This window comes from Bradyrhizobium sp. LeoA1Lang, assembly GCF_055413685.1.
This window is the reverse complement of the sequence record NZ_JBVAPG010000209.1, coordinates 1-11,875: the sequence shown is the minus strand read 5'-3', so window position 1 is coordinate 11,875 and position 11,875 is coordinate 1. Positions and strand designations below refer to the sequence as shown.

The following is an 11,875-nucleotide window of genomic DNA, read 5'->3' as shown; positions in this document are numbered from 1 at the left end:
CGCAAGATGGCCAAGCTGATCCCGATGCAAACCCTCAAGCCCGCATAAGAGGCTAGTACAGCCGTTCGGCCCGATCGGCACTGGCGCCAATACATCCGACTACTGCTGCCTTTTTCAACGAAATCGGCCCCTAGCGGATATGGCCTCTGTTTCGGTTCACGTTTGCTTCGTACCTTCAACGGACGTTCGGCCGTCTTTGATGCAGGACTCGCAACTGGCTATGTGGGCAATTGCCTTTGCGAGCTGGTTGGTTGTCCCTGAGCGTTTTGGGCCATGGCCGCCCGGGGCCGCTGGCGCTTTTCCATCCCTTGCTAAGGTTCAAACGCCTTCTCTGATTTAGGTCAATGCTCTACTTTGAGGCGCGTGAACCATCGGACCATGAACCAGCCTGACGAGCCATGTCCAGGTCACGAGACGCCGAAGCCCAAGTCATCGCTTATTGTAGGAGGCACGGCGAGTCATCGAAGATTACGCGAACGATCTGCGGAGATCATCAAGAAGCTCCGCAAGCGGCTTCATTCAGGCCGTCCATGCCATCGTATTTAACTGACCTGGGTTGAATTGGACAATTTCCGAGTTCGCCAAACGGAGTATGCTTTGATCATCATCGGCTAAGGCGTTGCCGTAGGCGCCGATGACTGAGAGACCGATCGCGCTCCCGCCTGCAACGGGAAGCCGCCAATGTCTCAAATTTCCGACCGTCTCATCCTTGCTCGTCGCCATGTTGCCAGAGGTCGCCAGATCGTCGAAAGGCAGCAACTGCTGGTCCGCAAGAGACGTGTAAACACAGCAGAAGCCCGCAAGCTGTTAGCTCTGTTCGAGGCAACACAGGCCATCTTCGAGGATGATCTGGATCGCCTCTTGCAGGAGGAGAGCGACGGCTACGACCGCCTCAGTTGGACGCCTGCTCGTTAGAGTGTTGCCTATTGGCCCGAAGCGCCGCGTAGCCCGAGGTGCGGCTATCCTATCGGTTGGGTGCGCTGAACACGCTACTCGATTCAGTAATCTCTCGGCCTATCGCGTGGTGACGATAATCGACATGAATCCATTCCGCTTTTGCGATAAGGCGAGAGTAAACAAGCTTCTGCTGCAACGAAGCCAGATCCAATCTGACCGGGCGTCTCAGTAGCGGGTTGAGGCCTTCGAAAGGGATGGCGTTTACGTGAGCGGCATGAATGGCCGAGAGGGTCGCCCAATCTGGTTTAATCGATCCCGCAAAGCCAATGCGCGCAAGATAGTGATCCAGCTGAAAATGCTCTGGCATGACGACTCCTACACGATCGCGCCTCGGATAAGGCGGCAACAGCACAGGTCTTCTTGTTGTGATGAGACCAAACGAACGGCAGCCGGATCAAACGCGCCTGCGCTAGGTACCTGCCTCCCAACCGAACTTTTTCGAAGAACGGTCATGGCCTGCTAGGATGGCTGCTCAATCTTCGGAAGCATGCGCGTCGCGTTCAGCGGCGTCCGCGATATAGCGATCAGTTCCATCAAGGCTCGGCGAATGGCCAAAGCGTTGGCGGAATCGGCGAGAGAAATACCGATAATCATTGAAGCCACAAGCGTACGCGATTTCGCTGAGAGGCTGTCGTGTGTTCAGCGTCGTCCGGCGATAGAGAAGGTGCGCGGCGTGATCCAATCGAACTGATTGGACGAAGCGATTGCAGGCCAGGCCGCGTGCCGCGAACAGCTTCTGAAGATAGCGCGGCGAGATCTTCAATTCTGCGGCTATATCCCAGAGACCGAAGCCGGGGTCGGAGAACCGCTGCTGGATGATGTCGCAAACCCGGCCGAACAATCGATCCGTGTGAGCTGATATGGACGGCTGATCGGATGGAGCAAACAGTACGCTGAGCAGATCATAGATCACCAGCTGCATAGAGGCTTTGGCCCTTTCGGGCATTGACTCCTCATCCTCGTTGCAAGTCAGGAGATCGACCAGGATACGTCCCGCGTGAGTGTCCTTGCGCCCACTCACGCCACCCCGCGGCTCGAAACCAAGATGAGTGACCACAGCCTGGCGCGGCAAGTGCAAAGTCCGCCACCGTCCACTGGCATTCTCAATGGCGTATGTCAGGGGCCGCGCCACATCGATCAACGCCACCGTGCCCGGGGTAAGATCGACAGTCCGATCATTTTGAGTGACGCTCGATTCGCCGTCGGTCTGAATGACCGCATAATAATAATCGGCGTCGTCGAGGCGGATGTCGCGCGGCGTCCGATCGACGCGATCCACGTTTAAGCCAATATCCACCGTCCGAAGCCCATAGAGGCTCCCGGGATTGGCTTGGCCGACAAAAGACTTGGATTGGGCAATCCGCGGTGTATGGCGGCAGCAGGCAACAGCGTGTGCGGCGCTGCGCCAGCTTTCATAGTCCAAGTCCGCCTCGCTGAGGCGATGAACGTTCGATTGCATCGGATCTTTTCCGTGCGCTACTGCGCTTATTACGGGGAGCCTGCCCCTTCGACACCGTTGCTCCGGAAGCCTCTCCGGATTGTTGAGATGATTAGCACCCCCTCGCCCACCCACCGTTATCGTTTGGCGAAAGCGCGTTCGCCAACTGAGAACACGCACCAATAACGCCCCGGGCCGCCGCAGACTATCATGAGCTGGCGTCCGCCGCCTGCTCAATCAGCACCGCCACGGTGCGGGGATTGGAGACGTAAATCGCGTGACTTCCCGGGACCTCGCCGGCCGTCGAGCCCGCGCGCTTCGACATCTGCCATTGCGCTGACTGCGGGATCATCTTGTCGTCCCTGGCCACGAGATTTTTGAGTTGCTGGTCAATGGCTTTCTCCTTCACTGAAAGATGGACATGAACTGGTATCTGCATGGGCTTGCGTCGCGTGCACGCGCGACGGCGCGTCCGTGCAGTGGGCACATCCGTTCATTGCGATACGCATTTGTTGGTCATCTGACATCTCTCAAGTCGGGTGATCCAGCGATCTCACCTATGAATCAATGATCGCCTTCCAAGCTCCTGATTTACGGAGTTGGAACTGAAGCCTGCCGCTCGTGCGGTTGTTGCAGCGAAATATGTTCTGGTCTTGGGCAGAAAACAGTACCGAGATCAGCGATTCTGGCTGCACCATGGACCAATGGCTTCTCTTTCCGTCGCAATCGACCGCGCCAAGAAAATACCGCTCATCGATCAGATTTATCGGGCGATCCGGGAGGCAATCGAGACCGGAAGGCTTGCTTCCGGTGCCAGGTTGCCGTACCCGAAGAGCTTCATGAATTCGCCAACAGTGGGGCCTTTGCGGCTGGGGCCTGATGGTGCCTCAGCAACATCGGCTCCGTGAAGACTGCGCCGCAAGTTGCTCCTCTGCTGCTGGCCTTGAACAACACGGCGACGTATGGCGGCATGGCCTGCTCGGGATTGTTCGGCGGCATCATACTTCTGTTTGTCGACCGGCACCTCCTCAGTCTCATCGGAGCTGGTGCCCTCGCGATCGCTCTTCTTTTCGCGGAGATCGCGCACGCGACGATCGTGCGGTGCGCCGTAGGAATTCGGATCTGAATCGCTCGCAAACGATATCTGACGAATCCCGGCGGGAAAATAGCGCACGCCATTTCGAGCGGACTGCCGCAAGGCCGCCGACGAGAATGCTGCCTTCACTGCGAACGCAACGGACATTTCGTGTCCGCACCGCAGACCGCCACTCATGATGCAACTGGCCAGGGAAAATGTCGGCATAGCACTTGTTCCAAATCGCGTTGTGGAGAACACATTGGCGGCCGGCAGTTGCGCAATCGTCAGTCTGGCTGACGATTAGGCAGATCGCAAACTGAAGATCGTTACACACAATATCGCTAAGACGTCAAACTTCACACGTGCGTTGGTAGACCACCTCCTGCTTAGAAACACAGGCTAGGTGTCGTAGTTAATGATCCAACGGATGGCGATCCTGCCTCTCTATTTCATTCCCTGACATGCCAAAGTCCCTCAGAATCGCCGCGCGCTCGACCCAAGCCGACATCGATGCCGAGCTTGAGAAGCTCGCCATGGAGTCTCGGTGCTCCCCACAATGGATTGGCGAGGCTCATCTCGCGGATCAGACGGCGAATCTCCAACGATACCGTTGGTCGACCGCAACAGTGGCGCGATTTCCTGCGCCAATACAGCCTAAAACCGGCGCGGTGCCAGCGGATCACGGTATCGGGTCGGACAATTGCAAGTGTATCATACATCTTGGGAAACAGCCGGCAAATACCTCCCAATATCAGCCGGTCAATCGACGCAAATCGAAGTCTCTTGGGATTGCCGCGCCGCAGCACATTGATTTGCTGCCTCAGCACCAAAATCTCCGCCTCGAGCATTGCGCGCGACCGCAGCAGATCGATCACTGTCCCGACGATCAGTTTGCACAAATCAAACATCGAGCAGCAGCATCGCCCGATTCTCGATCAACTGCCAGCGGATTGGATTTGCGGTAGGGACAGGTCTATGCGAGTTCCGCCAACGGTCCGACCGCGAGCTGGAGCTCCTGCATTTCGGGATCGATGTCCAGCTGGAGGGAAGAGGGGCTTGGGCGTTACTTTCTATCGGAATGCCTCAGAATGGCATGGGCTGGCCGGCCAAGCCGGATCTGGCTTCACACAGACGAGTACGATAGCCCGAAGGCGCTGCCCTTGTACTTGTCCGCTGGTTTCTCGGTATTCGACAAACGATATGAGGAGGTCATGGACTAGTGAGCGGAGCTCGCGGTCGGCTTACATGGGGGGCGACCCCATCGCTGAGAAAAGCAACATCCAAGCATGCCATCACGAGTAGCAAGTTGGCCTGATTTGGCTGAGGGGCGTTCGCGCAGGGCTGTCGCTCCGGCGATCAGCACGAAATTCGAGGCTCGACACCGACAACGCCGACGGCACTACGATGGTTGCCGCTAGTATGAAATCAGGCGGGATGTGGAGCCCTATATCGACCATCTGTGAAGCGTTGCTTTGGGCCTTACGGCAAGCTCTGCCGATAGAACCCTTCTTTTATAGTGCAAGTTGCGGGAGCTAACCGGCTCGAGTGTTTCGGCAAGGACGGCAAATTTGGCAAACGCTAGCGGCCGCGGACGATTGCGCGGGCCATCAATAGATCGACAACGGCTTGCGCTAGGTGTTCGGGCTTCTGCCCCATGGTCTTGAGATGAATTTCGGGTCTTATTGGCGTTTCGTAGGGCGCATCGACGCCGGTGAAGTTCTTGATCTTGCCGGAGTTCGCCTTTGCATAGAGACCTTTGGGATCGCGCCGCGCGCATTCTTCGATTGGCGTGTCCACAAAAACTTCAATGAACTCATCCTCAGCAACCAGGTTGCGTACCATATCTCGCTCGGACCTGTAGGGCGAGATGAATGAGCAAATCACGATCAAACCGCTATCGGCCATCAACTTGGCGAGTTCGCCCACACGCCGAATATTTTCAACACGGTCGGCCTCGGTGAAGCCGAGGTCCCCATTTAATCCGTGCCGCACGTTGTCGCCGTCCAGCAGCATCGTGTGGCGCGACATTGCGAACAACTTCTGATCGACGACGTTGGCAATTGTCGATTTGCCCGCGCCGGACAGGCCGGTGAACCAGATGATGCAAGGCTTTTGATCCTTGAGCGCCGCCCGCTCTCTCTTACCCACTGAAATCGGTTGCCACGCGATATTGCTAGCCCGCCGTAGCGGAAACGCGATCATGCCGGCGCCGACCGTGCGGTGGGTGTAACGGTCGATGAGGATGAATGAACCGGTCTTGCGATTGACCTCGTAAGCATCGAAAGCCGTGGGCGTTGCGGTCGCAAGATTGCAGAATCCGATCTCGTTGAGGCTAAGCGTCTTGGCTGCCAGGTGCTCACGTGTGTTGACGTCGATCCGATACTTGATTGTAGTAATACGACCGGCGGCCACAGTCTGTGTTCCAATGCGAAGGATGTAGTTGCGTCCAGCAACGAGCGGGTCATTGTCCATCCAGATCAGATGAGCGGCGAATTGATCGGCGACCTCCGGCCGCTCAGCCGGACGGGCGAGAAGATCGCCACGGCTGATATCAATCTCATCTTCGACGACAATGGTGACGGCATCGCCGGCCTCAGCGCGAGGAAGATCGCCGTCCTGGGTGACGATGCGCTTGACGCGTGTAGTCCGTCCAGACGCTGCGACAACGATCTCATCTCCTGCCGAGATGCTCGCGGAAGCCACCGTCCCGGCATAGCCGCGGAAGTCCAGGTTGGGCCGATTCACGCACTGGACTGGAAAGCGGAAAGCCTGGCTTCCAGTGTCGGACTGGATATCGATGCTCTCCAAATGATCGAGCAGGCAAGGCCCCTGGTACCACTGGGTCTTGCCGGAGCGGTTGATGACGTTGTCGCCGTACCGGGCGGAGATCGGGATCGGAACGATCGACGTGAAGCCAAGACCGGCAGCAAAGGCCACATACTCACCGACGATCCGGTCAAAACTCTCCTTCTTGTAGTTGACGAGGTCGATTTTGTTCACTGCCAGGACGACATGACGAATACCGAGCAGCGAACAGATGAAGGAGTGACGCTTGGTCTGGACCAGCACACCCTTGCGGGCATCGATCAGGATGATGGCGAGCTGGGCGTTCGAGGCGCCGGTTGCCATATTACGCGTGTACTGCTCGTGGCCGGGCGTGTCGGCCACCATGAACGAGCGGCGCCGGGTGGTAAAGAAGCGGTAAGCCACGTCAATCGTGATGCCCTGCTCCCGTTCGGCCTCAAGCCCGTCGACTACCAGCGCAAAGTCGATTTCATTGCCGTTGGTGCCGTGCTTGGCGCTGTCGCGTGCCAGCGCCATCAGCTGATCCTCGTAAATCATCTTGGTGTCATGCAGCAGCCGGCCGATCAGCGTCGACTTGCCGTCGTCGACCGAACCGCAGGTGATGAATCGCAGTTGGTCCTTCGTTCCGGCCTGGACCAGCTCGGCTGTCGCTTTGGAAGTCATCAGAAGTAACCTTCCCGCTTCTTCTTCTCCATCGAAGCGGCTTCATCGGTATCGATCAAGCGTCCCTGGCGCTCAGATACCCTCGCGGTCTGCATTTCCGCGACGATGTCCTCGATCGTGGTCGCGTCGGAGTCGATAGCCCCGCTCAAGGGATAGCATCCCAGCGTGCGGAAACGTATCATCCGCATCTCCGGCCTCTCGTTCGACTGAAGCGGTAATCGCTTGTCGTCGACCATGATCATTGCGCCGCTCCGCCGGACGACGGGCCTTTGCTTTGCGAAATAGAGCGGGACGACCGGGATCTTCTCGAGCATGATGTATTCCCAGACGTCGAGCTCAGTCCAGTTCGACATTGCGAACACACGCATGGTTTCGCCCTGGCGGATTCGGGTGTTGAAGAGATTCCAGAGCTCCGGTCGCTGGTTGCGTGGGTCCCACACGTGTCCGGCCGAACGGAAGGAGAATATCCGTTCTTTTGCGCGGCTCTTTTCCTCGTCACGTCGTGCTCCACCAAACGCGGCATCGAACTGATAGAGATCAAGCGCTTGCTTTAAGCCATCGGTCTTCATCACCTGCGTATGAAGAGCCGAGCCGGAATCGATCGGGTTGATCCCGCGCTCGATGCCTTCCTTGTTCACGTGGACGATCAAGTCGACGCCGAGGCGCTTGGCTGTCTCATCGCGGAAGGTGATCATCTCGCGAAACTTCCAGCCCGTGTCGACGTGAAGCAGGGGGAACGGCAACTTTGCCGGATAGAACGCCTTGATGGCGACGTGCAGCATGACGCTCGAGTCTTTTCCGATCGAATAGAGCATGACCGGCCTTTTGAACTCGGCGACAACCTCACGCATGATTTCGATCGATTCAGCTTCGAGGCGACGCAGATGTTTAGGCAGCACGTGGTTCTTCTTTGATGCAGGATGTCTGTCGTTAGCTGGCGTTTTGACGCAGCGAATTGCGCCCCAAGGCGACAAAGCCATCGTTGCGGAACTCGGGCTTGCCATAGCGCATGTCCTGTCCATCCAGTCCAACAACCTGGCCAGCCGCGAGCAGGACCGCATGCCGGGCATGCCGTATCCCGCGTCGTGCCAGCCCAGGTGTAGACACCCGCCTCGCCTTGCGCAATCAAACAGAGGTTTAGTGACGATCCCGGGGTTCCTTAAACCCCACCTCGTTCTAGATCGCACCATCGCTGCCCGGGCAGGGCTAAAGGGAGCGCATTTGGCAATCACCACTTATCTGGTCGACCGTGAAGAACCCGGATTTCAGCTTGGGAGGAGCTGAAGTCGGCGGATGAGCTGGACGAGGATTTGGCGCAGCAAAAGCTCGAGCCAACGGATGAGGCGACGGAAGTTGTAGCCGGCGGCGGCGAGGACGGCATTGGTGGCGTCGCCCTGGCGGTGCCAGAGATAGTTTCGGCCCATTCGGTGCTGGATTTGAGGTGGCCGATCACCGGCTCCACGGCGGAGCGCCGGCGCAGCTCGCGCTTGATCTTTGGCGTCACCCGCCGCTTCTGGCCTGAGATGAACACCCTGAACTTGTAATCGAGCGGCGCATTGTGGCCGCGATAGCCTTTGTCGAGACACATGCGCTCGATGACGTTGCCGACGAGCGCCTCCATGCCTGGGATCACGGTCTTGAGCGTATGGCCGTTATAGGGGTTGCCGGTCAGCGCATTCACATGGGTGACGAACTGACCGCCCTTGGCGGGCGCGAGGTTGGTGGCCACCGAGACCTTGACGCCGAACTCGTAGGGCCGGTGGACCTTGCCCTTGCCGATGCACTCCACCTCCGGCGCGTGCAGCGAGTAGACCTTGGGGCCGCGCTGGTGCTGCTTCTGGTCAAGCACCCGTCGCGCCAGCGCCAGCATGCGTTCGAGGACAATCTCGCCAAGCAAGCCGGTGCGGCCTTCGATCTTGCGGGCAATATCACGGATGACGCGACCGAGATAGGTTCTGAGCATCTTCAAGGCCCGGTTGGCGCGCTTGGAGGCATCGGTTTTGACGCCCCGAGGTAGAGCAATTTGGGCAATTCAGTTGGCGACCGGCGCCCGTCTGTCACAGGTTTGCTAATCTGCGCCTGTTCGCTGATCGACGCGCACCCGGCTCCGGACGATGGACGCGCGGTCACCGCGCAGCCCCCCGTCAATACGCCGTCTCGTCGCGAAGAGCGGGGCGCAAATGCCGATGGCGCAAGGGAGAGCAGCTACAAACCTTCGTATGGCACTTCCATCCCTTGTCATGGCGCTCGCCTACCCCCGTACAATTGAGCGTTCAGTTGCGATGGACCTAGCCTTGGGCCAATCAGCAAAAGTCGATTGCCCGGCGATTACAGGGAAGATCGACGCAATCGCGACGATCCCAGCGGTCCGCACGTGGAACGCGCGCGACAGAGAAGAAGCCGCTGTTTTGCCCTGGGAGGCTGCATATGAGACTGAAGCGCTGCTTCCGCTGCCCTATTTTCCGCATGACCGCGCGGATCACAATGACCCCGCAGCCGCACTTCATTTGTGCGCGCGGTGCGACCGCGAACCAGAAATCCCGGGAAGCTATCACCGACGCGAGACCTACAGGAGATAAAGATGGGCGATAGCTCCCAATGCTCTCACCAACCTGCAGCGAAGTGCTGCGCCGTCTGCGGCGGGAAGTTTGGCCTGATCCGATATTACTCGTGGCGCACTGCGCTGTGCTCCAGGAAATGTCTGGATCGGTTCAAGGCGCGTCGGGAGCGCGATCGCCGATGGCTGTTCGGATTTCACGGAGCCTAAAACAGCTGAGGTTGAAGGCCAATGCCGCCCTGTCTTGTACTTTCTTAAACGTGTCGAGGAAGTTGTTGAACTCCGGCTTTGCTGCATATTCGACCCAGGTCTTTTCGGCCCACGTCGATCCGCGCGCGGAGTTGACGAGCTTGCCGGCAACAGCGCCGTTCAGATCAACCTGCTTTGAGGTTGCCCATTGGATGAACAGCTAGGCTGCTCCCTTCTTCTTGGAAGCGGCGTTCATCGCTAGCGACCATATCCAGATGTTGGATTCGAAGTCTTTGCCGTTTTGAGCGCGCAAGGGGGGTGCGAATGCGATCTTACCCGAGGCCGGCTTGCCGGCCACGTCGTTCCAAAAGCCAACCATGTTGGAATCGATTGCCATCGCCGTGCGTCCTGAGTTGATGCCATCGACCACTTGATACCAGTTGTCGTTAGCAAAGGACGGACCCGCGCACTTCTTGATCATGTCCACATAGTCCTTGTGGAAGGCGATTGACTCAGGTGAGTCGAGACCCGTGTCCAGCTTGCCGTCCTTAATGACGAAATCATGCACTCCGTAAGATTTGGCAATCGAGATCGCAGCCGTGTGGATGCTGCTCCAAAAGCGTACGCCGCGGACGCCCAACGGCGTGAGTGCGGGATCCGCAGCTTTTAGCTTTGCGCATGCGGCGGACATCTCCGGCGGAGTCGTCGGCACCTTGATGCCGAATTTGTCGAGGATGTCCTTACGGTAGAATAGCTGGATGTTCTCGAAGCCGTGCGGAACGGCCCACACCCGACCGCTTCCCGCTTCGATCTGCCCATCTGTCACCTTCCAGGTTAGCGCATCCCGCAGCGCGGGAAAGAAATCCTTGTAGTCATAGTTTGATGCGGTGAGTTTCGGATCGGTCAGATACCGATCGAGCGGCTCGAGCAACTGGCCTGGCGCAAGATCCCAGGCTAGCTGAACCCCCGTCCCCACGACTTCCCAAGTCGGAGATTTTGTGCTCAGTTGGATCGTTAGCTTATTCCAATAAGCGTCGTCCGGATAAAGCTCAGGCGTCACCTTGATACCGGTTAGCTTTTCGAACTCCGGCAATTGAGCCGCGACGGCGTCAGCATAGGGATGAATGTCGTATGCCCAGACGATCGAACTACCTTCGAACTGCCTCCAGTTGACGTCGTCTGCTTTGGCTTGCTGAAGGGGAATGGCCGCTCCGGTCAGAAGCGTCGAGCAAATAAGAGCGCCTCTGGCAAAATTCGCCAAATGGCCGCAAAAAGCAGCGAGCTTCCTTGGCATGCTTCCCTCCAATGGGCTCTTTGGCCCGTAAGCCCACGCGCCCTCCTCTTCCAGGGCCGCAGTGCCGAGCAGGCTACCTGTAATTTTTCTCGTCTTAAGCGGGCTTTCCAACCGAGGTTGGGTAAGATTGAGTAACGTCGGACACTTCGGGCATTTCCGCAGAAGGGGAGAATAAACGCGGATCAGCAAGCAGAGCGAGCCACACCGGGGCTGAAGTTGCAGGCTACGTCGCAACCTGTCGGTTCATGTTGCACAATTCCGGTCTTAATTTTGATCTCGTGCAGTTATACGGCTCCTTCCCACTTTATCTGGCGCCAGTAAGCCGTCGTACCAAGGCGTCGAGTCTCGATCTCATTTTTCGATAGTCGGCTTATGTACCGGATCGATAAGAACTTGCCGCTGAGAACAAACGTGCTCCTCGGTTGTACGATATCAAGAATGGCGGCTGGAATCTCACAAGGACGTTCATCGTCGGGCTGCCGCTCGACGAGGGTGGGCACCGGGAGGCGGAGGTTGTTGAGGACCAGATACGATTCGTGCCGATCGCTCATCTCGAAGATGAAATGCCGCGCCGCGGTTCGCCGTTCGGTCGGCTATGGCATCACGATTGGAGCGCCCGCGCATGGCGAAGGCTTGGATGCTGCTATGGTTGAATGTTCGCGTTCGCCGGATCACTCGGGAGCGTCAGCCCTCGCCCTTTTCCCACGCCGGCCCCGTCTCGGCGGCGCCAGCTCCGGAGTTGTTCGCATGTTGAGCATCGGGTTGGTCTGAAATGGACCCCGATTGTGGGACCACGTGCTTAGTTGGAAGGGGCTGCTCCGTTTGATAGACGGAGCGCATGATGACGACAAAGACGAGACGCAAGATCGACGCGGCACTGAAGGCAAAGATCGC

10 protein-coding genes and 1 pseudogene are annotated in these 11,875 nt (G+C 58.0%); 1 reads left to right on the top strand and 10 read right to left on the bottom strand.

Annotation, left to right across the window (positions count from 1 at the left end; genetic code table 11):
- Positions 1–681 precede the first annotated feature (681 nt).
- On the top strand, positions 682–915 hold the full coding sequence (locus ACZYOF_RS38645; RefSeq protein ID WP_130226117.1) for a hypothetical protein: 234 nt from the start codon (positions 682–684) through the stop codon (positions 913–915).
- Between the two features lie 49 nt (positions 916–964).
- Here the strand turns inward: ACZYOF_RS38645 and ACZYOF_RS38640 are convergent, their stop codons facing one another.
- The 10 genes and pseudogenes from ACZYOF_RS38640 to ACZYOF_RS38595 form a co-directional block, all read right to left on the bottom strand.
- Positions 965–1,264 carry an arylamine N-acetyltransferase gene (locus tag ACZYOF_RS38640; protein WP_130226116.1) on the bottom strand — a complete coding sequence of 100 codons (300 nt, stop codon included), beginning with the start codon at positions 1,262–1,264 and terminating at the stop codon, positions 965–967.
- A gap of 165 nt (positions 1,265–1,429) precedes the next feature.
- Positions 1,430–2,416, bottom strand: a complete 987-nt coding sequence (locus ACZYOF_RS38635) for a helix-turn-helix domain-containing protein (protein ID WP_463719023.1) — start codon at positions 2,414–2,416, stop codon at positions 1,430–1,432.
- Positions 2,417–2,603: 187 nt separating this feature from the next.
- On the bottom strand, positions 2,604–2,804 hold the full coding sequence (locus ACZYOF_RS38630) for a hypothetical protein (protein WP_349645078.1): 201 nt from the start codon (positions 2,802–2,804) through the stop codon (positions 2,604–2,606).
- Positions 2,805–3,158: 354 nt separating this feature from the next.
- A complete protein-coding gene (locus ACZYOF_RS38625; protein ID WP_463719022.1) occupies positions 3,159–3,698 on the bottom strand; it encodes a hypothetical protein in 540 nt (179 codons plus the stop codon).
- A gap of 224 nt (positions 3,699–3,922) precedes the next feature.
- On the bottom strand, positions 3,923–4,372 hold the full coding sequence (locus ACZYOF_RS38620; protein ID WP_463719021.1) for a hypothetical protein: 450 nt from the start codon (positions 4,370–4,372) through the stop codon (positions 3,923–3,925).
- Positions 4,373–5,051: 679 nt separating this feature from the next.
- The gene (gene cysN, locus ACZYOF_RS38615) at positions 5,052–6,941 is read right to left on the bottom strand and encodes a sulfate adenylyltransferase subunit CysN (protein ID WP_463719020.1); all 1,890 of its coding nucleotides are present in this window, start codon (positions 6,939–6,941) and stop codon (positions 5,052–5,054) included.
- Entirely contained in the window at positions 6,941–7,840 is a 900-nt protein-coding gene (cysD, locus tag ACZYOF_RS38610) for a sulfate adenylyltransferase subunit CysD (protein ID WP_245475153.1), read from the bottom strand. Before cysD ends, cysN begins: the two co-directional genes overlap by 1 nt.
- 366 nt (positions 7,841–8,206) lie before the next feature.
- Positions 8,207–8,928, bottom strand: a pseudogene (locus tag ACZYOF_RS38605) (transposase family protein); the annotation flags it as partial.
- A gap of 979 nt (positions 8,929–9,907) precedes the next feature.
- Positions 9,908–10,981 (bottom strand): ABC transporter substrate-binding protein, encoded by a 1,074-nt coding sequence (locus ACZYOF_RS38600; RefSeq protein ID WP_463719019.1) that lies wholly within the window; start codon positions 10,979–10,981, stop codon positions 9,908–9,910.
- 684 nt (positions 10,982–11,665) lie between these two features.
- On the bottom strand, positions 11,666–11,875 hold a 210-nt coding region (locus ACZYOF_RS38595; protein ID WP_463719018.1), incomplete at its 5' end, for a hypothetical protein.

Bases quoted from the DNA above. Each gene is read 5' to 3' on its own strand.
- ACZYOF_RS38645 (WP_130226117.1), top strand. From the start codon at position 682: ATGTCTCAAATTTCCGACCGTCTCATCCTTGCTCGTCGCCATGTTGCC.
- ACZYOF_RS38640 (WP_130226116.1), bottom strand. From the start codon at position 1,264: ATGCCAGAGCATTTTCAGCTGGATCACTATCTTGCGCGCATTGGCTTT.
- ACZYOF_RS38635 (WP_463719023.1), bottom strand. From the start codon at position 2,416: ATGCAATCGAACGTTCATCGCCTCAGCGAGGCGGACTTGGACTATGAA.
- ACZYOF_RS38625 (WP_463719022.1), bottom strand. From the start codon at position 3,698: ATGCCGACATTTTCCCTGGCCAGTTGCATCATGAGTGGCGGTCTGCGG.
- cysN (WP_463719020.1), bottom strand. From the start codon at position 6,941: ATGACTTCCAAAGCGACAGCCGAGCTGGTCCAGGCCGGAACGAAGGAC.
- ACZYOF_RS38600 (WP_463719019.1), bottom strand. From the start codon at position 10,981: ATGCCAAGGAAGCTCGCTGCTTTTTGCGGCCATTTGGCGAATTTTGCC.